At 54.2% G+C, this 22,277-nt stretch carries 22 protein-coding genes and 2 tRNA genes; 23 read left to right on the top strand and 1 reads right to left on the bottom strand.

All coding sequences use genetic code 11. The annotated features are described in order from the left end of the window. The first annotated feature begins 4 nt into the window (after positions 1-4). The 6 genes from SPV1_RS07510 to prfB all read left to right on the top strand — a co-directional run bounded on the left by SPV1_RS07510 (position 5) and on the right by prfB (position 5,148). Entirely contained in the window at positions 5-862 is an 858-nt protein-coding gene (locus tag SPV1_RS07510; RefSeq protein WP_009850547.1) for a tetratricopeptide repeat protein, read from the top strand. A 77-nt stretch (positions 863-939) separates the two neighbouring features. Continuing rightward, positions 940-1,530 carry a radical SAM protein gene (locus SPV1_RS07515; protein ID WP_009850548.1) on the top strand — a complete coding sequence of 197 codons (591 nt, stop codon included), beginning with the start codon at positions 940-942 and terminating at the stop codon, positions 1,528-1,530. Further along, positions 1,527-2,219, top strand: a complete 693-nt coding sequence (gene queC, locus SPV1_RS07520; protein ID WP_009850549.1) for a 7-cyano-7-deazaguanine synthase QueC — start codon at positions 1,527-1,529, stop codon at positions 2,217-2,219. Before SPV1_RS07515 ends, queC begins: the two co-directional genes overlap by 4 nt. 24 nt (positions 2,220-2,243) lie before the next feature. Then, positions 2,244-2,606, top strand: coding sequence for a (2Fe-2S) ferredoxin domain-containing protein (locus SPV1_RS07525; RefSeq protein WP_009850550.1), 363 nt, complete (start codon positions 2,244-2,246; stop codon positions 2,604-2,606). A 93-nt stretch (positions 2,607-2,699) separates the two neighbouring features. Next, positions 2,700-3,884 (top strand): 6-phosphofructokinase, encoded by a 1,185-nt coding sequence (locus SPV1_RS07530; RefSeq protein WP_009850551.1) that lies wholly within the window; start codon positions 2,700-2,702, stop codon positions 3,882-3,884. A gap of 138 nt (positions 3,885-4,022) precedes the next feature. Continuing rightward, a protein-coding gene (gene prfB / locus SPV1_RS07535) for a peptide chain release factor 2 (protein ID WP_196795113.1) occupies positions 4,023-5,148 on the top strand; the annotation gives its coding sequence in 2 pieces (ribosomal slippage) (positions 4,023-4,097 and positions 4,099-5,148; 1,125 coding nt in all). Positions 5,149-5,274: 126 nt separating this feature from the next. Here the strand turns inward: prfB and typA are convergent. Continuing rightward, the gene (typA, locus tag SPV1_RS07540; protein ID WP_009850553.1) at positions 5,275-7,092 is read right to left on the bottom strand and encodes a translational GTPase TypA; all 1,818 of its coding nucleotides are present in this window, start codon (positions 7,090-7,092) and stop codon (positions 5,275-5,277) included. Positions 7,093-7,376: 284 nt separating this feature from the next. Here typA and ndk point away from each other — a divergent pair, with 284 nt between their 5' ends. The 17 genes from ndk (at position 7,377) to serS (ending at position 22,140) form a co-directional block, all read left to right on the top strand. Then, a complete protein-coding gene (ndk, locus tag SPV1_RS07545; protein ID WP_009850554.1) occupies positions 7,377-7,805 on the top strand; it encodes a nucleoside-diphosphate kinase in 429 nt (142 codons plus the stop codon). Positions 7,806-7,813: 8 nt separating this feature from the next. Next, positions 7,814-9,343, top strand: a complete 1,530-nt coding sequence (gene lysS / locus SPV1_RS07550; RefSeq protein WP_009850555.1) for a lysine--tRNA ligase — start codon at positions 7,814-7,816, stop codon at positions 9,341-9,343. Positions 9,344-9,376: 33 nt separating this feature from the next. Next, on the top strand, positions 9,377-9,853 hold the full coding sequence (locus tag SPV1_RS07555) for a CBS domain-containing protein (RefSeq protein ID WP_009850556.1): 477 nt from the start codon (positions 9,377-9,379) through the stop codon (positions 9,851-9,853). Further along, positions 9,846-11,189, top strand: coding sequence for an ArsB/NhaD family transporter (locus SPV1_RS07560; protein WP_009850557.1), 1,344 nt, complete (start codon positions 9,846-9,848; stop codon positions 11,187-11,189). Before SPV1_RS07555 ends, SPV1_RS07560 begins: the two co-directional genes overlap by 8 nt. A 37-nt stretch (positions 11,190-11,226) precedes the next feature. Then, a complete protein-coding gene (locus SPV1_RS07565; RefSeq protein ID WP_231288341.1) occupies positions 11,227-12,477 on the top strand; it encodes a lipoprotein-releasing ABC transporter permease subunit in 1,251 nt (416 codons plus the stop codon). Continuing rightward, positions 12,470-13,186: an ABC transporter ATP-binding protein gene (locus SPV1_RS07570; RefSeq protein ID WP_009850559.1), complete on the top strand. Its 717-nt coding sequence runs from the start codon at positions 12,470-12,472 to the stop codon at positions 13,184-13,186. The genes SPV1_RS07565 and SPV1_RS07570 overlap by 8 nt, the downstream gene beginning before the upstream one ends. Positions 13,187-13,343: 157 nt before the next feature. After that, complete coding sequence (locus SPV1_RS07575) at positions 13,344-13,628, top strand: integration host factor subunit alpha (protein WP_009850560.1); 285 nt, start codon at positions 13,344-13,346, stop codon at positions 13,626-13,628. Next, positions 13,625-13,996: a MerR family transcriptional regulator gene (locus SPV1_RS07580; RefSeq protein WP_009850561.1), complete on the top strand. Its 372-nt coding sequence runs from the start codon at positions 13,625-13,627 to the stop codon at positions 13,994-13,996. Before SPV1_RS07575 ends, SPV1_RS07580 begins: the two co-directional genes overlap by 4 nt. A gap of 142 nt (positions 13,997-14,138) precedes the next feature. After that, positions 14,139-14,215, top strand: a tRNA-Pro gene (locus SPV1_RS07585). A 186-nt stretch (positions 14,216-14,401) separates the two neighbouring features. Beyond that, positions 14,402-15,031, top strand: coding sequence for a protein-L-isoaspartate(D-aspartate) O-methyltransferase (locus tag SPV1_RS07590; protein WP_009850562.1), 630 nt, complete (start codon positions 14,402-14,404; stop codon positions 15,029-15,031). 13 nt (positions 15,032-15,044) lie between these two features. Continuing rightward, a complete protein-coding gene (locus SPV1_RS07595) occupies positions 15,045-15,632 on the top strand; it encodes a YqaA family protein (RefSeq protein ID WP_009850563.1) in 588 nt (195 codons plus the stop codon). Then, on the top strand, positions 15,623-16,429 hold the full coding sequence (locus tag SPV1_RS07600) for a LysM peptidoglycan-binding domain-containing M23 family metallopeptidase (RefSeq protein WP_009850564.1): 807 nt from the start codon (positions 15,623-15,625) through the stop codon (positions 16,427-16,429). Before SPV1_RS07595 ends, SPV1_RS07600 begins: the two co-directional genes overlap by 10 nt. A gap of 75 nt (positions 16,430-16,504) precedes the next feature. After that, on the top strand, positions 16,505-17,353 hold the full coding sequence (locus tag SPV1_RS07605) for a sigma-70 family RNA polymerase sigma factor (protein WP_009850565.1): 849 nt from the start codon (positions 16,505-16,507) through the stop codon (positions 17,351-17,353). Then, positions 17,353-17,877, top strand: a complete 525-nt coding sequence (locus SPV1_RS07610; RefSeq protein WP_009850566.1) for an adenine phosphoribosyltransferase — start codon at positions 17,353-17,355, stop codon at positions 17,875-17,877. Before SPV1_RS07605 ends, SPV1_RS07610 begins: the two co-directional genes overlap by 1 nt. A gap of 201 nt (positions 17,878-18,078) precedes the next feature. Then, positions 18,079-18,155: transfer RNA gene (locus tag SPV1_RS07615), tRNA-Arg, on the top strand. Positions 18,156-18,298: 143 nt separating this feature from the next. Beyond that, positions 18,299-20,860 (top strand): DNA gyrase subunit A, encoded by a 2,562-nt coding sequence (gene gyrA, locus SPV1_RS07620; protein ID WP_009850567.1) that lies wholly within the window; start codon positions 18,299-18,301, stop codon positions 20,858-20,860. Beyond that, positions 20,857-22,140: a serine--tRNA ligase gene (gene serS, locus SPV1_RS07625; RefSeq protein WP_009850568.1), complete on the top strand. Its 1,284-nt coding sequence runs from the start codon at positions 20,857-20,859 to the stop codon at positions 22,138-22,140. Before gyrA ends, serS begins: the two co-directional genes overlap by 4 nt. Positions 22,141-22,277 lie beyond the last annotated feature (137 nt).

Genomic DNA, 22,277 nt, shown 5'->3' on the forward strand with positions numbered 1-22,277 from the left:
ACAGATGATCAGACGGCTGCAGGCATTGCCTGCGGCCGTCTTTCTATTGTGCCTGTTTTTTCTGACTGCCTGTGCCACTGATAACAAAAAGGCAAGTTGGGATCAGGATAAACCGACGTTCACCCAATCCATTCACGATATACAGTCAGAACAGCAGCGTTTGGCTGATTTTAACCGCTTACAGGCTGCAGAGGTTGCCTCACTGACAACCAGAATGGATGCACTTGAAGCATTGAATCAGGAGTATCAGTTACAGCAGGCGCAGATTCAGGCTCTTTCTGCCCAGATTGAGGGTCTTCAGCGCAAGCAAGCGAGGAAACCCCGGTCATCATCTGCACATACACCATCACCTGCACACACACGTGTCACTACAGTAAAAAAACATCCTGCCCAACCGGTAGCAGCAGCACCCGTGGATGTCGCCCCTCCCCCCCAGCCGGTAGTAGATACGGCTGCTCAGGCTGATGCCGAAAAGAATGCTTATACCGCAGCCTATCTGGCCCTGAAGAGCGGGCGTTACGATGAAGCGGCGAACGGCTTCAATAAGCAGTTGGATTTGTATCCGAAGGGTGAATACTCTGATCAGGCATGGTACTGGCTCGGTGAAACCCGCCTGGCTCAAAATGATGGCGCCAAGGCCCTTAATGCATTTAAATATGTGGTTGATCACTATCCGAGCAGCGTCAAGCATGCGGCGGCGCTGTTTAAAATGGCGCAGATATCCGTAGATAACAAGCAACCGGCGCGAGCAATTGAATATTACAAGCGACTGATCCAGGAACATGCTGATTCAGATATGGCTGAGCAGGCACGGGCCGCCCTTAATGCTCTGGAACATCCGGCTACGGAGAGCGGACAATAACCATCAACAAGTCGGGGCATCGCCTTCGCATTCACGAGATTTATGACAGCATCCAGGGTGAAAGTACATTGGCCGGCATGGCCTGTACATTTATTCGTTTGGCCGGCTGTCCGTTGCGTTGTACCTACTGCGATACGCCGCAGGCGATTCCGTTCGACAGCGGTGAGTGGATGCAGATTGACGATATCGTAACGGATGTACAAAAACGTAATCGCCCGCTGGTGCTTGTAACCGGCGGTGAGCCACTGGCTCAGCGACATTGCTCCGAGCTGCTGAGTGAGTTGTTAGCGCTGGGATGCGAGGTGCAGTTGGAAACATCAGGTGCTTACCCGCTGGCAAGTCTGCCGGTCGGGGTGCGCAGGATTGTTGATCTGAAAACACCCGGTAGCGGTGAGGCCGAGCGAAATCGACTGGATAACCTCTCCTGCTTGTGTGCCGGTGATGAGATAAAAATGGTGCTGACCAGCCGTGCCGACTACCAATGGGCCGCTGCAATGATTGAGCAGCACCGATTGGGGCAGGGCGATGTGCCTGTCCTGCTTTCCGCCGCCTGGGGGTCTCTGAAGGCTGAAGAGTTGTGTCAGTGGATGCTTGATGACCGGTTGCCTGCTCGTTTACAATTGCAGTTGCATAAAGTGATTTGGGGTGCGGAGGCGACAGGCGTATGAGTACAGGTGTTACGCATGCTGTTGTACTGCTCTCCGGCGGTCTGGACTCAAGCACGGCGCTGGCATGGGCGGTCAGGAAGATGGGTTGGCAATGTCATACGGTCGCTTTTGATTATGGCCAGCGTCACCGGATTGAACTGGATGCATCGGCTGCCATAGCGCATTCGTTCGGTGTGACGGATCACCGTGTTATCAGTGTGGATCTGCGTGCGATAGGTCACTCCGCACTCACCTCCGCCACGCCGGTACCCAAGGATGAAGCTGGTCATGCAGGCATTCCATCGACCTATGTGCCGGCCCGTAATCTGATCTTCCTCTCTCTGGCAGCCGGTCTTGCCGAAGCGGTTTGTGCTACGCGACTGGTTATTGGTGCCAATGTTGTCGATTATTCCGGTTATCCGGATTGCCGGCAGGAGTTCCTTGATGCTTTCGTACGTACAGCGCTGCTGGGTACGAAAGCGGGTAGTGAAGGGGGGGATCTGCAGATCGCTGCGCCGTTGATTCAACTGGGCAAAGCGGAAATTATCGAGCTGGGGCTGGATCTGGGGCTGGATTATGGATTGACCCGCTCCTGCTATGACCCCTTGCCGGGCGGCTCCCCGTGTGGCCACTGTGACTCCTGCTATTACCGACGTCAGGGCTTTGAACAACTGGGCAGGCAAGACCCGCTTGCTTACCCCGACAACTAGTGTACCTCTACATCAGGTTTCTCCATGGATGATATCTTGCGCGCTCAAATCGAGAATCTGGGCATCGGACAGATCAAACATCATATCTTTCTTTGCTGCGACCAGAGCAAGCCAAAGTGCTGCAGCCATGAGGCCGGCACGGAGGCATGGGAGTTCCTCAAGTTCCGTCTGGATGATCTGGGGCTGACGAAGCAGGGGGTTTATCGTAGCAAGGTGAACTGTCTGCGTATCTGTTATAAGGGGCCGATTGCGGTCGTGTATCCACAAGGCGTGTGGTACCACTCCTGTTCGCCTGAGGTGCTGGAGCGCATTATCCAGCAGCATCTGATTGGCGGTGACGTGGTAAGAGAATACCTGATCAGTGACACTGTTATAAGCGAATCCTGAATACCTCATGTTTTGCCACAGGGCGCAGCTTTCCCCTGTGCAGTTGCTTGCCGCTTCCGCTATCATGTCGAAAACTATTCACGGGAGATTGAAATGGTATTGAAAGGTAAAATGGTGATCGGCCAATCCGGTGGTCCTACTTCTGTTATCAATCAGTCGCTGGTAGGCGCAATTATTGAAGCGCGTCAGCACGGTGAAATTACCGGTATCCTCGGCGCACATCACGGTATCGCCGGTATTATGAACGAGGACTTCATTGATCTGACGACCCAGAGTGATGAAGAGCTGGAGCGTGTGGCCAATACGCCGGCAGCAGGACTTGGGTCGGTACGCCTGAAGCCGGGCAAGGCAGAGTGCGAGCGCGTATTTGAAGTGTTCAAAAAACACGATGTGCGATTCTTCTTTTATATCGGCGGCAATGATTCGGCTGAAACGGCTCATATCATTGCTGAAATGGCCAGAGAAGCGAACTACGACTTCTGTACCGTGCATATTCCCAAGACCATCGATAATGACCTGAGAGTAACCGACCACTGCCCCGGCTTTGCTTCGGCAGCCCGTTTTGTGGCGCTGGCCTTTATAGGTGACGATCGTGATAACGCCGCATTGTCGGGCATCAAGATCAATGTTGTCATGGGCCGCGATGCCGGTTTTCTGACAGCGGCTTCCGCACTGGCCAGGCAGGCAGAAGGCGATGGTCCGCATCTGATTTATGTGCCGGAGCGGGCATTTGATGTGGCCCGATTCCAGTCTGATGTGAAGGCGGTCGTGGCTAAATACGGCCGTTGTGTGGTGGCGGTATCTGAAGGTATTACCGATGCAGACGGGCACCCGGTGATGACCAGTGGTGAGCGTGACAGCCACGGTAATCTGCAGCTTTCCGGAACCGGCGCGCTGGGTGACTTCCTCTCTACCAAGGTTAAGGAGGCTTATGCCGGTGAAAGCGTGCGCGTACGTGCCGATACCTTCGGTTATCTGCAGCGCAGTTTTCCGACTGTCGTATCCGAAGTGGATGCCAGCGAGGCACGCATGGTCGGCGCATTCGGCGTCAGTCAGGCTGTGGCTACTGGTGAACCGGGCTCCGTGGCTATTCGCCGCCTCTCCAGTGTTCCGTATAAGAGTGAATGTTTTATGACGCCGCTCTCAACGGTGGCCCGTGAAGCGACTTCTTTGAAGGATGAGTACATCAATGCCGAGAGTAATGATGTGACCGAGGCATGGCTTGATTACGTCAGGCCTCTGGTTGGCGATCTGCCGAAGATTGGTCGCCTCTTCTAAAGCTTAAGGTTCTACCTGCAAACCAAAAGAGCTGCCAGAAGGCAGCTCTTTTTTTGTTTTTTTAAACCCTGCGGGTTGATTTGGAACGTTGAATATGTACCTTCCAGCTTCTTTCGAAACAGGTGATGGAGTATAGTGATGAGCATTGAAGACCGGATTGCAGGATTCAGAACACGGCTGGAAGATTATAACAGCCGACTGGACTCGATGCGGAGGTCACTTTGACGTTGATGCCAGAGAAGAAGAGCTGCGCGAGTTAAACGCCCGTATTGAAGATCCCACATTGTGGGACAGGCCGGAAGAGGCCCAGAAACTGATGCAGGAAAAAACCCGCATAGAGCGGACCTTGCAAACCTTTCATAATTCGACTGAGGCGCTGGATGATGCGCTGACACTGTTTGAGATGGGTGCGGAAGAGAGCGATCCCGATACCCAGATGGAAGCGGTAGAGACGCTCGATAGTGTGCAGGCTGAACTCGAGGCGCTGGAGCTGGCCCGTATGCTGGGTGGAGAAACAGATGCCGAGTCGGCATTTCTTGATATTAATGCCGGTTCCGGCGGTACCGAAGCGCAGGACTGGGCTGAGATGCTGCTGCGCATGTATCTACGCTGGGCTGAGCGTAAAGGCTTCAAAACCGAGTTGATGGAGTGTACGGCTGGCGAAGAGGCCGGCATCAAGTCCGCCACCGTATCGATCAAGGGTGAGTATGCCTATGGCTTCCTGAAAGCCGAAGTCGGGGTTCACAGGCTGGTGCGCAAGTCGCCCTATGATTCAGGTAATCGCCGTCACACCTCATTTGCTTCGGTATTTGCTTATCCGGATATTGAGAAAGATATTGAAATCGATATCGATCCGAGTGACGTACGTACCGATACCTATCGCGCCTCCGGCGCTGGTGGTCAGCACATCAATAAAACCGATTCGGCCGTTCGTTTGACGCATGTTCCGACCAATATTGTCGTGCAGTGTCAGAATGACCGCTCACAGCATAAAAACAGGGCTGCGGCCTGGAGCATGCTCAAGGCGCGTCTGTATGAGCATGAACTGAACCTGCGCAATGCCGAGAAACAGGAAATAGAAGATGGCAAGACCGATATCGGCTGGGGCCATCAGATTCGCTCCTATGTGCTGGATCAGTCGCGCATCAAGGATCTCAGAACAGGTATGGAAACAGGCAATACGCAGGCCTTTCTGGACGGTGATATCGATGCATTTATCCAGGCCGAATTGATGGGAATTCGCCGTGGCGATGGCAGTGAATAAGCGGGCTGAAGCTATAACGCCTGTAACGAAGTAGTAATAGTCTCAGGTGAAGAGCGTACTGTTCTGGATATTATTATACGGAGCGGGAAAGAAAAAAGGCAGGCCATCATGGCCTGCCTTTTTGATTTATGACGCGCGTGGGGTGCTGCGTTTACGCTCGTTCTCTTTCAGGTGCCGTTTGCGCAGGCGGATCGATTTCGGCGTGATCTCCACCAGCTCATCGTCTGCGATGAACTCGATAGCGCGCTCTAGCGTCAATTTCAGAGGTGGAACCAGATCAATGGCTTCATCCTTGCCCGATGCGCGTACGTTGGAGAGTTTCTTCTCCTTGATCGGGTTGACGGTCATGTCGGTATCACGGCTGTTGATGCCGATGATCATGCCTTCATACAGCTTCTCACCGGAACCGATGAACATCTTGCCGCGCTCCTGCAGTTTCCACAAAGCGAAGGCAACAGATTCACCATTTTCCATGGAGATCAGCACGCCATTGGTGCGACCCGGCAGGGCGCCGACATACGGACCATAAGAGTGGAATACATGATGCATAATACCGGTGCCGCGCGTGTCGGTGAGGAATTCAGAGGTGTAACCGATCAGACTGCGGGTAGGGGACATGAACTCAATGCGGGTGGAGCCGTCTGCATCGGTTTCCATTGAGGTCATCTCTGCGCCGCGTTTGCCCAGCTTTTCAATGACAGAACCCTGATATTCAGATTCCACATCCACGGTGACGTGCTCATATGGTTCCTGTTTGACGCCATCAATGGTACGAACAATAACGGTCGGACGAGATACCGCCATTTCAAAGCCTTCGCGACGCATGGTTTCCAGCAGGATGCCGATATGCAGCTCGCCGCGACCGGATACCTTGTAGATATCGGCGGAGTCGGTCTCTTCAACACGCATGGCCACATTGGTGCGGATCTCACGCATCAGGCGGTCACGAATCTGACGGGTTGTGATCAGCTTGCCTTCGGTGCCGGCCAGAGGGGAGTTGTTAACATGCAACTCCATCGACAATGTCGGTTCATCCACATGGATAACCGGCAGGGCAATCGGATCCTCTTTGGAGGCAATGGTTTCACCGATATTGATATGTTCGATACCGGCAACAGCGATAATATCGCCGGCTTCGGCTTCGGTGATCTCCGTGCGGTGCATGCCAAGAAAGCCGAGCAGCTTGGTGATCTTGAAGTTCTCCTGTGAGGAGTCGGCGTGGACAACGGTGATATCCTGGCCGGTTTTGATACGACCGTTGGCAACACGACCGATCACGATACGGCCGATGTATTCGTCCCAGTCGAGCGTGGTGGCCAGCATCTGCAGCGGGTGCTCCGGGTCACCGTGTGGTGCATCAACATGGTTGATGATGGTGTCAAACAGGCAGGTCATGTTGTCGGACTCTTCGCCGAGGTTCATCATGGCATAACCGTTTTTGGCGGAAGCATAAACAACAGGGAACTCCAGCTGTTCATCGGTCGCACCAAGAGATGCGAACAGATCGAAGGTGAGATCGACTACAGAATCAGGATCAGAACCTTCACGGTCAATTTTGTTGATTACAACAATCGGCTTCAGGCCCAGCGCCAGTGCCTTGGAGGTGACAAATTTGGTCTGCGGCATCGGGCCTTCACGGGCATCCACCAGCAACACCACGCCGTCAACCATGTTCAGTACACGTTCTACCTCGCCGCCGAAGTCGGCATGGCCAGGGGTGTCGATGATGTTGATCAGTGTATTATCGCCGTAGCGGATAGCGGTGTTTTTTGCCGTAATGGTAATGCCGCGCTCTTTTTCGAGCACATTGGAGTCCATCATGCAGGTGACAGCATCTTCTCGTGCATCGAGTGTGCCGGACTGCTTGAGTAGCTCGTCGACCAGTGTGGTTTTGCCGTGATCAACGTGGGCGATGATGGCGATATTGCGCAAATTGCGTGACATAAGGTGAACCTCAGAGTTTAAAAGTGTCGCGCATAATAGCGATTTAGTTTGTGGAAGATAGAGAAATATATCAAACCGCTTCCCGGGGACGCTATTTCCACTACGCCGGTGACAATCATTCCTTGCCGCTAACAGGGTTAAACTTTCTCAATGAGTTGCCGATATTAATTGGTTCGCATGCGTATTCTTATACAAGCCGGATTCTGTAGCTTGGAAGTTATCATGCCCATCTGTAGAGTGCCGCTCCCGCAGCGGGAAGCTGTGTGAAAAGGGGGATTCATTAAATGCCAGTTCAACGTACACTTTCTATTATCAAGCCCGACGCAGTCGGTAAAAATGTTATCGGTGATATTATTCGCCGCTTTGAAGAGAATGGTCTCTCCGTTATCGGAACCAGAATGACCCATCTGAGTGCAGCTGAAGCAGGTCGCTTTTATGCCGTGCATGAAGGTCGTCCGTTTTATAATGATCTGTGCGCCTTTATGAGCTCAGGTCCGATTCTGGCCATGGTGCTGGAAGGACAGAATGCTGTTGTTCTCAATCGCCAGCTGATGGGTGCGACCAATCCGAAGGAAGCTGAGCCAGGCACGATCCGCGCCGATCATGCTGACTCGATTGATGCCAATGCCGTCCACGGTTCCGACTCCGAAGAGAATGCTGCCATTGAAATCGCCTTCTTCTTTTCCGATCTCGACCTGCAAAGCCGCGGGTAAGTTCAAGTATGAGTAAAACTGTTGTAGAGCAAGCCGGCCCTGTGGCCGGCGCAAGCGAGCCGGTTGTCAGCGAGCAGATCGTTGTCCGGCGTGGCAAACTTGCCGCCATGCGGGAGGCAGGCTCAGCCTATCCGAATACATGGCGTAGCGATCATCAGTGCGTTGACATCCATGCGCGTTTTGACGACATGGATGATCAAACGCTTGAGCAGTATACCGACCCGATGCGTGTGGCCGGGCGTATGATGGCGCACCGGGTCATGGGCAAGTCCAGTTTTGTCAAATTACAGGATGGCAGCGGCCAGATCCAGTTGTTTCTGAACAGGGATGTGCTGGGTGCAGATGTCTATAATCCGACCCGCAAGTGGGATCTGGGTGATATCATTGGTGCCGAAGGCACGCTTTTCCGCACGCGTGCGGGCGAGCTCTCTATTCGTGTGACTCATATCGAAACGGTCAGCAAGTGTTTACGGCCGTTGCCTGAGAAGTGGCACGGACTCAGCGATGTCGAAACCCGTTATCGTCAGCGCTATGTTGATCTGATGGTGACGCCTGAATCCCGGGATACATTCCGCCAGCGCTCGCGTATCGTGTCACTATTGCGTCAGGGGCTCGAAGAGCGGGGCTTTATTGAGGTGGAAACACCGATGCTGCAGCCGGAGGCGGGCGGGGCTGCGGCCAGGCCGTTTTCCACTCACCACAATGCATTGAATATGGAACTGTTCCTGCGCATTGCACCGGAGTTGTATCTGAAGCGGCTGCTGGTCGGCGGCTTTGAGCGCGTGTTTGAGATGAATCGCAACTTCCGTAATGAGGGGTCGGATGCCACGCATAACCCGGAATTTACCATGGTCGAGTTTTATCAGGCCTATGCTGATTTCAATGATGCGATGGATACGACCGAAGGGTTGATGCGCTCTATTGCTACCACGCTTGGCTGTGAACAGGTTGAGTGGGAAGGCGTGGATATCAATCTGACTCAGCCATTTAAACGCGTAAGGCTGGATGAGTCCGTGTTTGACAGGCGTCCGGATCTGCGCGGTCATGCCAACGACAAGGCTCTGCTGGCTACGGTCTGTATGCAGGTGATTCCGGATTTTAAACCGTTGATTACCTGGAAGGCGGGGCACTACCTGCTGGCGTTGTTCGAGGAGTTGGTTGAGCCGGAATTGTTGCAGCCGACATTTATTACCCATTATCCGGTTGATGTTTCGCCATTGGCCCGGCGCAGTAATGATGATGCAACAGTGACCGATCGCTTTGAGCTGTTTGTGGCAGGAAGAGAAATGGCAAACGGTTTTTCCGAATTGAATGATCCGGATGATCAGCGTGGTCGTCTGGTGGCGCAGGCGCAGGCCAAGGCCGCCGGTGACGCTGAAGCCTCGGGCGTGGATGAGGATTTTTTGCGTGCGCTGGAGTTCGGTATGCCGCCGGCAGCAGGGGTGGGTATTGGTGTGGACCGGTTGGTTATGATGTTGACCGGGCAGCACTCGATTCGCGATGTGTTGTTGTTTCCGCATATGCGTCCTGAGCAGTAAAGCGGCAGCTATGCCGAAGTGGGAGAGGGTGGCATGATTGCATCGAAGATTATGTTTGAGCAGCCGCAAACCTGTACGATTGATGAGCCTGTCGGCGTCGTGTTCAGGCGCATGCGAAGCCTGAGTCTGCGTATGCTGCCGGTTGTCGATGCAGACGGCGTTGTACAAGGCGTGCTCTCTACCTTTTCAGTGCTCGGGCATATTGTTCCGGATTATATCGTCAGCGGTGATCTGAACGCGATACCGTACGCACCGGATATCGGTTTGCTGCACAAGCACCATATTACGGTCTCCGCTCAAACAGTTGCAGAGATCATGGAAACAGAGTGTCTGACTGTCGGGCCACAGGAGTCATTGCTCAGTGTGGCCGCGGCGCTCATCGCATTCGGTAAACATGAATATGCGCTGGTTGTCGAGAAGGGTGGTCGCCTGCTCGGAATTATTTCTGCCGGCGATATTCTCGATGAATTGTCGAATATGGGTGATCAATGGCGGCAGAGTGATGCCTGAGGCTGCTGTGCATCACAGCGTAATCTTTGGTATGGATCCCTTGTGGCTGGCTGTTTCCGTTCTGCTGCTGGTTTATGCTGTGGTCATGCTTGAAAAGTTTAACCGTGCCGTATTATCCCTGCTGGGAGCCGGCATGATGATTCTCGGTGGCGTCTTGACTCAGGAGCAGGCTGTTGCCGGGGTGGACTTTAATACCATCGGCCTGCTAACCGGTATGATGGTGATTGTAGCCATTAGTCAAAAGACCGGCATGTTCCAATATGTTGCTATCCGCGCCGCCAAGTCCGTCAAGGGCAAGCCGTGGGGAGTATTGGTAATGCTGGCTACGGTCACAGCCGTGTTTTCAGCCTTTCTGGATAATGTGACGACGGTACTGCTGATCGCGCCGGTGACACTGCTGATTACCGATGCGCTGGGCGTGCGTCCCTATCCCTATCTGTTTAGTCAGATACTGGCCTCCAACATCGGGGGTACAGCGACACTGATTGGTGATCCGCCGAATATCATGATCGGTTCTGCGGCGCATCTGAGTTTCTATGATTTTCTGATCAATCTGACGCCGGTTATTCCGGTGGTATTTCTGGTTACTATTTTGATGATCTGGCTGATGTTCGGACGGGACTTGAAGGCCAGTGAAGAGCATCGCCAGCTGATTATGGCGTTCAATGAGAACGAAGCGATCAAGGATGTGGTTTTGCTCAAAAAATGCCTTTCGGTGCTGGGGCTGGTGATAGGCGGTTTTACCTTCGCGCATTACTTTCACCTGGAGCCGGCATCTATTGCCATGGCCGGTGCCGCAGTGCTGCTGTTGATGCAGACATGGGGGGCGCCGCTGAAGGATAAGGATCATGCCTTTGAAGGAATCATGGCAGAGGTGGAGTGGACGACCATATTCTTTTTTGTCGGCCTGTTTATTGTGGTGACCGGTGTGGAACATACCGGTGCGATTACATGGTTGGCAAACCGGACGCTGGCGATGACAGGTGGCGATTTCACGGCCACGGTGGCCGCTGTTTTATGGATCTCTGCATTGGCGTCAGCCCTGATCGATAATATTCCTTTTGTGGCAACAATGATTCCGATGATTCACGACATGGGACCCAGTTTCGGTGGAGCGGATGCCCTGCGTCCATTATGGTGGGCACTGGCGCTTGGAGCCTGTCTTGGCGGTAACGGAACCCTGATTGGTGCTTCGGCCAACCTGATTGTGGCCGGATTTGCCCAGCGGGCAGGACATCCGATCTCCTTTTTGGTGTTTATGAAACACGCTTTCTGGCTGATGCTTGTTACAGTCGGCATGGCTCATATCTATCTCTACCTGCGTTATCTCTCCTGATGCACATATCTGTGATCAATACGTCGGAGGTGAAGCGTTGAGAAGTTCTCTTTTTAAACCGTACGAATGGATGCTGGCCAGACGTTACCTGCGCTCCAGGCGCAGCGAGCGCTTTGTTTCACTGATCAGCTGGAGTTCCGGTATCGGTATTGCAATCGGCGTGATGACTCTGATTGTGGTGCTCTCGGTGATGAATGGTGCGGCTGTTGAGATCAGAGACAAAATACTCGGTTTCTCCTCGCATGTGGATATTCAGGGGCCGGATGAGTCTTTGCACGGTTGGCATGCCTGGCTGGATACAGCGTCCAGGCTGGACGGGGTGGTCCGCGTTGCTCCCTACATCTCGACACAGGTGCTGGCATCGGCCGGGACACGTGCGGTTGGTGCGATTCTTAAAGGTGTGGACCCCGCCAACAGTAGTGAAATCGCCGACCATGTTGTGCAGGGACGCTTTATCAAGACGGACAAATCGCCGTTCCAGGTGGTGATTGGTAAGGATCTGGCTCATAAGCTGGGGTTGACGGTTGGTGACAAGGTGCGCCTGATGTCGCCGTCAGGCGGGATTAGCCCGTCGGGGGCTACGCCACGGATGCGGGCGTTTGATGTGGTCGGTATCTTTGATTCGGGTTTTTATGAATATGACGTCGGCATGATCATCACGCCGCTCTCTGCCGTGCAGCGTCTCAACCGGATGGGTAACGGCATCACCGGTATCGAAGTGTTCCTCAAGGACAGGGATCAGGCTTCGGCCGTGGCTGCGATGGCACGCGAGCAGTTGCCGGCCGGAGCCTGGGTCACCGATTGGCAACATCGTCATCGCTCGTTCTTCAAGGCGTTGAAAACCGAGCGCGTGGCCATGGGTGTTATTCTGTCACTGATTGTCATGGTGGCCGTCTTCAATATGGTGGCGTCATTGGTCATGGTGGTGATGGAGCGACGTAAGGAGATTGCAATCCTGAAAACCGTGGGGGCTACGCATGCGTCGGTGATGCGGGTGTTCCTGCTGATGGGATGTCTGCTCAGTGGTATCGGTACATTGCTGGGGGCGAGTCTGGGACTGCTACTGGCCTGGAAGCTGAGTGATCTGCTGGAGTGGGTGGAGAGCGTGACCGGTGTTACGTTTATGTCTTCCGATGTCTACTTTATTGATCACGTGCCATCGGTTATCGATCCGGTTGCCGTCAGCACGATTATCATAGCCAGTCTGGTCATGGGTTTCCTGGCAACTTTCTATCCGGCCTGGCGTGCGGCCAGCGTGCCGCCGGCCGAGGCTTTGCGTTATGAGTGAGATTACAGCGGGTGCGCCAGTTGCAGGCGGGAGTGATTGTCTGTTAGAGGTCACCAATCTGCATAAGAGTTTTTCTGCTCCGGCCGGTGAGCTGCATATCCTGCAGGGGCTGGCATTTGAGCTGGCGGAAGGTGAATTTCTTGCCGTGGTGGGTGAATCGGGCTCCGGTAAATCGACGATGTTGCAGATACTGGGAACGCTTGAGAGACCGGATCGGGGCGAGATGCTGCTGGACGGGGAAGCCATTGAATCATTGAGCAGTACCCGCCAGGCCCACTTGCGTAATGAGAAAATAGGCTTTGTCTATCAGGCTCACCACCTGATTCCCGAGTTAACGGCACTGGAAAATGTTGCGCTGCCGCTGCTGGTGCAGGGCTTGCCGGAGAAGGATGCACAGCTGCGTGCCAGCGCATTGCTCGCGCGTTTGGGGTTGGCCGCACGAGAGAGTCATGTGCCCGCCCGCCTGTCGGGTGGAGAGGCGCAGCGGGTAGCAGTAGCCAGGGCTTTGGTTACCAGTCCGCGTCTGCTGCTGGCTGATGAGCCGACGGGAAACCTCGATGAGCATACGGCGCAGGAGGTGTTTGTGCTGCTGCAGGCTCTGTGCAGGGAAGAGAATGCTGCGGTTGTTATGGTCACACACAGCATGGCGCTTGCCCGTAGTTGCGATAGAATATTGTATCTGCATGACGGACGCCTGATTCAGCGCTGAAATAAGAATCAATTCACGCCATTTGTATGGCTGATGCATCATGTTTCAAATAACCTTTGACAGATTAACAGGTTCTATTACTCTTCATACGTTGTTTCTAGCGAGTGTCGAAAGTGACTTGTTTTAGTCCGGATCGACAGGCAACAGGTGAGGGGATGTGACGAAAGCTGAAATTGCCAGAATCGTGCATGAACGTGTCGGGCTGACAAAAAAAGAATCTGCCGAGATTGTTGAATCCGTATTGGATGTAATTCGCGATTCGCTTGAGCGCGGCGAGAATGTCAAGGTCTCGGGCTTTGGCCATTTTATGGTGCGCGAGAAGCATGCCCGTCGGGGGCGTAATCCCAAGACCGGTACCGACATTACTATTGAACCGCGTTCGGTCGTAACATTCCGTGCAAGCCCTTTGCTGAAAGATAAACTGGCAGAGGCGACAGAATGAGCACAGAACAGGCATTGGCAAAAGCCGGACTGGCCGTACCTGTACTGCCGGACAAACTCTTTTTTTCGATTCGGGAAGTCAGCGATGTATGTGGCATAGAACCGCACGTGCTTCGCTATTGGGAGACCGAGTTTAAACATATTAAACCGGTCAAACGAACGGGTAACCGACGCTTTTACCGCCACAGGGATGTTTATGCGGTACTGCAAATCAAACATCTGCTTTATGATCTTAATTTCACCATTCGCGGCGCCAAGAAGCGTATGTTAAACGGTGATCTGGAAGATATCGTCGAACAAAAGGATTCCCGCACGACACTGACTCAGATCAGGCAGGAATTGAACGACATCCTCAGTCTACTCGACTGACCCAGCGATAATCTGTTTTGATGTGCGTGGCTACGGCATGACTGGCGCGATGGTAGCCATGATCTTTTTTGCACGACTGTTTGTGCATCTTTCCGGACTTACATTCGCGACTGTTTTGCGTATGCTTCCGGCCTCAATAAATCGGGACGTAGCGCAGTCTGGTAGCGCACACGGCTGGGGGCCGTGTGGTCGGAGGTTCGAATCCTCTCGTCCCGACCATTTTCTCAAAGCGGCATTGCGCTGCTTTGTTTATGCCCGGCACGACTGCGTGGCGGCGGACCGCCGCCGCACTTGCCTGACGCCTCCGCTGCCTTCAGGCGCGAGTGTTTCCGACCATTCATCACTGTTTTTCAAGGTTTACTCGCTGTGAACACTGCGATCGGGCAAGCCCCATTATCGTCGGCGATGGATCGGCCGCGCCAGCGCATGGTAAATGATCAGTTGGTCGCACGTGGTATTCATGACGGGAAAGTGCTGGCAGCTATGGCCTCGGTGCCGCGTCATCTGTTTGTCGATTCTGCGCTGGCTTCGCGTGCCTACCATGACTGCGCCCTGCCTATCGGCTGCGGACAGACGATATCCCAGCCTTATATGGTTGCCCGGATGACGGAACTGCTCGAATTGAAAGAGACGGATCGGGTGCTGGAAATCGGCACGGGTTGCGGCTATCAGACGGCGGTGCTCTCCCGCATCTGCCGCCGTGTGTACAGTATCGAACGCATTGAGGCGCTGCACAACAGGGCGAGGCAGAATCTGCGCGCAGCCCGTCATGCTAATGTAATGCTTAAATGTGGCGATGGTCTGTTGGGTTGGGAAGAATATGCCCCCTATGATGCGATCATTGTCACTGCAGGCGGCTTTGCCTCTGATGCATGGTTGCAGCAGTTAAAGCCGGGCGGACTGTTGCTGTTGCCGGAAGGCGAGGGAGGCAACCACTGCCTGGTCAGGCGTCGGAAGTTGGGTCGCGGCTGGTCGGAGGAGTATTTTGATGCATGTACGTTTGTTCCATTGTTGGAAGGAGTGAATCATCTCTGAGCAGACTGTGATCATGAAACCCTCCTGGCTGCGGCGCAGTTATAACTGGACGCTGGCCTGGGCTACGCATCCACAGGCATCGTGGGCGTTGTTTGTGATTGCCATGATTGAAGCCAGTGTTTTCCCTATTCCACCTGATATCCTGTTGCTGGCGCTGGCGCTCGGTAAGCCACAAAAAGCATTGCGTTTTGCATCCATTGCCACTGCAGGCTCGGTTGTCGGGGCCGTGATCGGTTATGGCATCGGTATGTTTCTGTTTGTCGCTGTCGCGCAGCCGCTGCTGGAGTTTTACCATGCTATGGAGCGCTTTGCCGAAGTGCAGCAATTGTTTGCAGAATATGGTGTTGTCATTGTCCTGATTGCCGGTTTCTCGCCGATCCCGTTCAAGGTGATTACGATTGCTGCCGGAGCATTCGGGTTGTCATTCCCGGCATTTATTGTGGCAGCGTTACTCTCCAGAGGTGCGCGCTTTTATCTGGAAGGAGCACTTCTGCGTTGGGGTGGTGATGCATTGCGGGCGCTGGTGGAGCGCCATTTCGAATGGTTGACCGTCGCTGTAGTTGTGGTCGTGATCGGAGGGTTTGCACTGTTGTGGTTGTAGCTCGCCGCGTTATCTACCTGCTGGTAGCGGTGTTTTCACTGTCCGGTTGCTTCAGCACCAGTGTTGAGAAGGCCGCTTTGCATGACCGGTCGGTATCGAACAGCAGGACTCAGATATATCACGTGCGTGCCAATGATACGCTCTACAGCATAGGCAAGCGATTTGGTGTGAGTTACCGCCGCATTGCCGCACGTAATCACCTGCGTGCCCCTTATCGAATTTATGTCGGCCAGCAGTTGTATATCAACCGTGTTGCACCTGTTGCGTCCAATCGTCCGGTAGCCAGAACGATCAGGCATGTGTCGAGTACAAAACGTCGGCACTCGTCTGCCCGCAGTAGCAGGGTGAAAGTCAGGCATGCCAAGCCTGTTGCTAAAAAAACACAAAGCCGCTCCCAGCACCGCAAGGCCTCAGCAAGTATAAAAGGAAAGTTACTATGGCCGGTCAGAGGAACGGTGACCAGTCGCTTTGGTCGTCGTGGTAGTCGTATGCATGACGGCATTGATATTGGCGCAAAGCAGGGGACGGCAGTACACGCTGCAGCCAGCGGTGAGGTGGTCTATTCGGACTCCCGGCTCTCCGGTTATGGTAAACTGGTGATTATCCGCCACGGCAATAACCTGTTTACGGCTTATGCCCACAATCAGCGCAACCTCGTGCGTAAGGGGGATAAGGTGCGTGCCGGTGATGTTATCGCCCGGGTTGGGCAGACCGGCAGGGCAACCGGTCCGCATTTACATTTTGAGGTAAGGCAGGGTAGCACGCCGGTAGACCCGCTTGCCTATTTACCGCGGTGATCAGTTGTTGAACAATATGGGCCTGATGATGACATCTTCTTATTTCCCGCGCCCATTGTGGCTATGGTGTAAACCGTGAGCAGCAACAGCGGCGGTTTGGAGCCGATGGCTATTTATATGCGCGAGATATCACGCTATGAATTGCTGACGGCTGCAGAGGAAATCGCATTGGCCAAGCGTATTGGCGCAGGCGATAAAGAGGCTCATCACTATATGGTGCAGGCCAATTTGCGTCTGGTGGTCAAGATCTCCCGCCGGTATATGAACCGCGGTGTGGCTTTGGCGGATCTGATTGAAGAGGGAAACCTGGGCTTGATAAGGGCTGTGGAAAAATTTGATGTGACGCACGGCTGCCGGTTTTCGACATATGCAACATGGTGGATTCGTCAGGCGGTTGAGCGCGCGATCATGAATCAGTCTCGCACGATTCGAGTGCCGGTGCATGTGGGCAAAGAGCTTTATGCCCTGACCAAACACACCAATCGTTTGCGCTCAGAGCTGGAGCGTGACCCGACGGATGTTGAGATCGCTGAAGCGATGGGTGTTTCAGTGCAACGCATTCAGGAGTTGATGGGTGCGGCGGTGCGAACGGATAGTGCCGATGATATGCTGCATGATGACAGCGACTTCACGCTTTATGATGTGACTGCGGATGAGGCGGCGGAATCCCCTGGAGATCAGATGCAGACCGTGCTGCGCAATGAGATACTGCAGGTCTGGATGAGTAAACTGGAGAAGAAGGAGCGGGAGGTGGTGCGTCTGCGTTATGGCCTGGACGATGCCGGTGATCCGTGGACGCTGGAAATGATCGGGGAACAGCTTGGGGTGACACGCGAGCGCATTCGCCAGATTCAGGTGCAGGCGCTGCAAAAGTTGCGTCGGATTGTCAGCCAGGAAAATATAGATTTTGAGGAGATACTCTGATGGCGGATTCCGCAGGCCAATGGCAGGAATATATTCGTGATGTGCCGGATTTTCCCAAGCCGGGCATTGTGTTCAAGGATATCACGCCGCTGCTGGCAAACGGGGAGGCTTTTGCCGCCACCATTGCAGAGATGGCCGCGCTGGTGGGTTCGGATGTCGATGCGATTGTGGGCATAGAGTCGCGCGGATTTATTTTTGGTGCGGCACTGGCTCAGAAGCTGGGGCTGGGGCTAATCACGGTGCGCAAACCCGGCAAGCTGCCTGCGGATGTGCACAGTATTGAATATGAGCTGGAATATGGTTTTGACCGTCTGGAAATCCATCGCGACGCCTTGAGTGCAGGTCATCGTGTAGTCATCGTTGATGACCTGCTGGCAACCGGAGGTACGGCTGCGGCGACCGTTAAACTGGTCGGGCAACTGGGCGCAACAGTCGATGCCTGTCTGTTTCTTATTGAGCTGGATTTTCTTGAGGGGCACAAAGCCTTGTCCGGAACCCGGGTGGAGAGTCTGTTGCATTATTGATCATGCATGAATTATGGCTATTTCACCGTGCACACGATGGCTGATGACGCTATGCTTCGAGGCCGTCGCCGGGTGTTTAATGCCGAGAAGTTGTCAGCCCCCGTCAGGCAGGCGAAAAAGCGCAGTTTTGCGCGTGTTTTAAGATGATGGAAGCAATGTATGAATCAGCGCTTCCTTTGGGAGCAGTTATCTGTTTCCTCCGCCCTCGTAGCTCAGCTGGATAGAGCGGTCGCCTCCTAAGCGACAGGCCGTGCGTTCGAATCGCGCCGAGGGCACCAGTTAATGTTTAATAACGACAGCGGCAGGAGTATCGCTGACGTTGAGTAGATGTAGGGAAAGGCGAAGCAGAATATTTTCTTTTCCGTTATGAAAGAGCTGCATGTATGCGGTTTTTAGATGTTCCGTGATAAAGAGGTTGATTATGGATGAAACCCTGAACTCGTCAGTATCGGTACTCATCGAAGATGAGATGAAACGCTCCTATCTGGATTACGCCATGAGCGTGATTGTCGGGCGAGCCTTGCCGGATGCCCGCGACGGTTTGAAGCCGGTACACAGACGTATTCTCTTTGCCATGCAGGATCTGGGTTCGACCTTTGATAAGCCATTCAAGAAGTCGGCGCGTGTGGTCGGTGATGTAATCGGTAAATATCATCCGCACGGCGATTCAGCGGTCTATGATGCGCTGGTGCGTATGGCCCAGCCATGGAGCATGCGTCATGTGCTGGTGGACGGGCAGGGAAACTTCGGTTCGGTTGATGGCGATTCGCCGGCGGCCATGCGTTATACCGAAGCCCGCATGAGTCGCCTGGCCGGTGAGCTGCTGGCGGATATCGACAAGGACACCGTTGATTTCGGCCCTAACTACGATGAATCGATGCGTGAGCCAAAGGTGTTGCCGGCTCGCTATCCCAATTTGCTGATCAATGGTTCTCAGGGCATTGCTGTGGGTATGGCCACCAATATTCCGCCGCATAATCTGGCTGAAACCATCAATGCCACCATTGCTCTGGTGAACAACCCCGAGATTGATGATGATGAGCTGATGCAGATTATGCCCGGCCCGGATTTTCCGACCGGCGGATTTATTTACGGCCGCAGCGGTATACGCAGTGCCTTCATGACCGGCCGCGGTTCGGTGACGATGCGCGCGCGCGCGATTGTTGAGGTAAATCCGCGTACGCATCGCCAGTCTCTGATTATTACCGAGCTGCCATATCAGGTGAACAAGGCCAATCTGATTGAGAATATTGCCCATCAGGTTCGCGACAAGAAGCTCGAAGGTATTACCGATCTGCGTGATGAGTCGGATCGTGACGGCATGCGTATCGCCATTGAGCTGAAAAAGAATGAAATTCCTGAAGTGGTGCTGAATAACCTTTACAAGCATACGCAGTTGCAATGCAACTTCGGCTGCAACCTGCTGGCGCTGCTGGATGGCCAGCCGAAGTTGTGCGGTGTAAGAGAGCTGTTGCTGCACTTTTTGGATCACCGTCGTCAGGTGGTGACGCGTCGCTGCCTGTTTGATCTGGCCAAAGCTGAAGCACGTGCCCATATTCTGGAAGGTTTGCTGATTGCCCTGGATCGTATTGATGAAGTGATCAAACTGATTCGTGCCAGCCAGACCGGAGCGGAAGCCAAAGCAGGGCTGATGGAGCATTTCGGTCTCTCCGACCTGCAGGCTCAGGCGATTCTTGATATGCGTCTGCAACGCCTGACCGGGCTTGAGCGGGACAAGATTAAAGCGGAATACGAAGAGATCCAGCGTCTGATTACCCATCTCAAAGCCATTCTGGCTGATGAGAAGTTGCTGATGAATGTGATTGTCGAGGAGATGGAGGCGGTTCGGGATCGTTATGCGGATCCGCGTCGCAGTGAGATCATGGATGAAACGGCGGAACTCTCCGTGGAAGATCTGATTACCGAAGAGGACATGGTCGTGACCATCTCCAATGAAGGTTATATCAAACGCAATGCGACATCCCTCTACCGCGCCCAGCGGCGAGGAGGACAGGGCAAGACAGCGATGACCACCAAAGATGAGGATTTTGTCGCACAGCTGATGGTCGCTTCCACGCATGACTACCTGCTGTTCTTCTCTGATCAGGGGCGTGTGTTCCGCAAGAAGGTTTATGAAGTGCCGCAGGCAGGCAGTACGGCGCGCGGTAAGGCGCTGGTGAATCTGCTGCCGGTAGAGAAAGATGAGCGCATCTCTGCGACATTGGCGATTCGTGAGTTTGACGAGAACCGGTTTATTATCATGGCCACGAAAAACGGTGTTGTGAAAAAGACGCGGCTCTCCGAATATCAGAATATCCGGGCCAATGGTATTATTGCCATCAAGCTCGATGATGATGACGGTCTGATCAGTGTGCTCGTTTCCAACGGGGATGAAGATGTCATGCTGGCAACCAGCGGAGGCAAGGCGATTCGTTTTGCTGAATCCGATGTGCGTCCGATGGGTCGCTCGACCCGTGGTGTTACCGGCATGCGCCTGCCAGGTGATTGCAATGTGATTTCGATGACGCTGGTGTCGGATGAGGCCACATTGCTGGCGGTGTCCGAGAATGGTTTCGGCAAGCGAACTTCAGTCTCCGAATACAATGTGCAGAAGCGCGGCGGACAGGGCGTATTTACGCTGAAGACCGGCGGACGCAATGGCGACATGGTTGCGGCACTACTGGTGCACGATGATGATCAGGTGATGATGATGACCGATAGTGGTCGACTGGTGCGGATTCGTCTCAACGGTGTATCGGTGATCGGTCGCAATACCCAGGGCGTGAAGCTGATCGCCTGCAAGGAAGGCGAGCGCGTGATCGGTGCGGTACGCGTGGCTGAACAGGCGGACGATGAGCTTGCTACGGACGAACTGATCGAAGGCACTGCTGACGAAGCGACTGCGAATGACGCGGCTGCCGGGGAGCAGCAAGAGGCAGCAGGCGAGAGTGATGTCAGTAACGATGAAGGTGATGATGCATGATAGATCGGCAGGCATTACGGCGTGATTTCGACTCCATGCAGGCAGCGCTTGCCCGCCGTGGAGAGGATGTGGTGGGTGCAGGCAGTGCCTGGGCGAAGGTGGCGCTGCTTGATATACGCCAGCGTGAGCTGAAGACGGAATCCGAAGCACTTCAGGCTGATCGCAATCGCGTATCGAAGCTGATCGGGCAGAAGAAGGGTGCCGGCGAAGATGCATCTGCCGAGATGGCGGCGATGGGTGAGGTGGCTCGCCAGGCCAAGGCACTGGATGCTCAGGCAAAGGATGCGGAAGCTGAATTTGCAGCTGCGCTGCTGGAGATTCCCAATCCGCTGCATGACTCTGTACCGAATGGCGCAAGCGAAGACGACAATGTCGAAGTCAGTCGCTGGGGCAACCCGCGCATGGATGAGGTGCCACCCCACTGGGATATCGGCGTGGATCTCGGCATCCTCGATTTTGAGGCGGGAGCAACGCTTGCAGGCAGCCGTTTTACGGTTATGAAGGGAGCTGCTGCCCGCATGGAGCGTGCACTGATGCAGTTCATGCTTGATCTGCATGCCGATGCACACGGTTATCAAGAGGTGTGGGTCCCTGCTATTGCCAACAGCAAGACGATGACAGGAACCGGGCAGCTGCCGAAGTTTGCCGATGATCTGTACAAGCTGGAGGGGGAGGATGCCTTTCTGATCCCGACGGCCGAAGTGCCGGTCACTAATCTCTATCAGGACAAGATTCTCGATGCCTCAGAGCTGCCGAAACGCCATTGTGCCTATACGCCCTGTTTCCGACGTGAGGCGGGAAGCGCCGGTCGCGATGAGCGCGGTATTATCCGCCAGCATCAGTTCGACAAGGTGGAGCTGGTTCATATCACCACGCCGGAGCGGGCGCTCTCTGACCTGGAAGAGCTGACCGCTCATGCAGAAGCGGTGCTGCAGGCGCTGGAGTTGCCGTACCGCAAGGTTGAGCTGTGCAGCGCCGATATCGGTTTCTCGTCACAGAAAACCTATGATCTGGAAGTATGGCTGCCGAGCCAGAACTGCTATCGTGAAATCTCATCCTGTTCATCCTTCGGCCAGTTTCAGGGCCGCCGTGCAGGTATCCGTTATCGCGACGAGAGCGGCAAACCGCAACCGGCGGCAACGCTGAACGGTTCGGGTCTGGCGATCGGACGCTGTCTGGTGGCGGTGCTGGAAAACGGCTGGCAGAGCGATGGCTCCGTGCTGATTCCGCAAGTGCTGCAACCCTATATGGGTGGCATGCAGCGCATTACCCCGAATTAAATCCCACTGCAAACTTGTGTGATGACGGGTTTATCCAACAGGGTGGGGATTTTCGCTCCTCCTGTATGCCTCTAAATTGTGTAACTCTGCGTTTTAGTTGTGGCAAATCGTTTGTTTCAGGTTGATGTAACAGCAGG

Origin of the sequence: Mariprofundus ferrooxydans PV-1, assembly GCF_000153765.1 — a bacterium.
Classification (GTDB): domain Bacteria; phylum Pseudomonadota; class Zetaproteobacteria; order Mariprofundales; family Mariprofundaceae; genus Mariprofundus; species Mariprofundus ferrooxydans.

What these genes read in the sequence shown, in the direction of transcription:
- SPV1_RS07510 (WP_009850547.1), top strand. Translation starts at nt 5, where the DNA reads ATGATCAGACGGCTGCAGGCATTGCCTGCGGCCGTCTTTCTATTGTGC.
- SPV1_RS07515 (WP_009850548.1), top strand. Translation starts at nt 940, where the DNA reads ATGGCCTGTACATTTATTCGTTTGGCCGGCTGTCCGTTGCGTTGTACC.
- queC (WP_009850549.1), top strand. Translation starts at nt 1,527, where the DNA reads ATGAGTACAGGTGTTACGCATGCTGTTGTACTGCTCTCCGGCGGTCTG.
- SPV1_RS07525 (WP_009850550.1), top strand. Translation starts at nt 2,244, where the DNA reads ATGGATGATATCTTGCGCGCTCAAATCGAGAATCTGGGCATCGGACAG.
- SPV1_RS07530 (WP_009850551.1), top strand. Translation starts at nt 2,700, where the DNA reads ATGGTATTGAAAGGTAAAATGGTGATCGGCCAATCCGGTGGTCCTACT.
- typA (WP_009850553.1), bottom strand. Translation starts at nt 7,092, where the DNA reads ATGTCACGCAATTTGCGCAATATCGCCATCATCGCCCACGTTGATCAC.
- ndk (WP_009850554.1), top strand. Translation starts at nt 7,377, where the DNA reads ATGCCAGTTCAACGTACACTTTCTATTATCAAGCCCGACGCAGTCGGT.
- lysS (WP_009850555.1), top strand. Translation starts at nt 7,814, where the DNA reads ATGAGTAAAACTGTTGTAGAGCAAGCCGGCCCTGTGGCCGGCGCAAGC.
- SPV1_RS07555 (WP_009850556.1), top strand. Translation starts at nt 9,377, where the DNA reads ATGATTGCATCGAAGATTATGTTTGAGCAGCCGCAAACCTGTACGATT.
- SPV1_RS07560 (WP_009850557.1), top strand. Translation starts at nt 9,846, where the DNA reads ATGCCTGAGGCTGCTGTGCATCACAGCGTAATCTTTGGTATGGATCCC.
- SPV1_RS07570 (WP_009850559.1), top strand. Translation starts at nt 12,470, where the DNA reads ATGAGTGAGATTACAGCGGGTGCGCCAGTTGCAGGCGGGAGTGATTGT.
- SPV1_RS07580 (WP_009850561.1), top strand. Translation starts at nt 13,625, where the DNA reads ATGAGCACAGAACAGGCATTGGCAAAAGCCGGACTGGCCGTACCTGTA.
- SPV1_RS07590 (WP_009850562.1), top strand. Translation starts at nt 14,402, where the DNA reads ATGGATCGGCCGCGCCAGCGCATGGTAAATGATCAGTTGGTCGCACGT.
- SPV1_RS07595 (WP_009850563.1), top strand. Translation starts at nt 15,045, where the DNA reads ATGAAACCCTCCTGGCTGCGGCGCAGTTATAACTGGACGCTGGCCTGG.
- SPV1_RS07610 (WP_009850566.1), top strand. Translation starts at nt 17,353, where the DNA reads ATGGCGGATTCCGCAGGCCAATGGCAGGAATATATTCGTGATGTGCCG.
- gyrA (WP_009850567.1), top strand. Translation starts at nt 18,299, where the DNA reads ATGGATGAAACCCTGAACTCGTCAGTATCGGTACTCATCGAAGATGAG.
- serS (WP_009850568.1), top strand. Translation starts at nt 20,857, where the DNA reads ATGATAGATCGGCAGGCATTACGGCGTGATTTCGACTCCATGCAGGCA.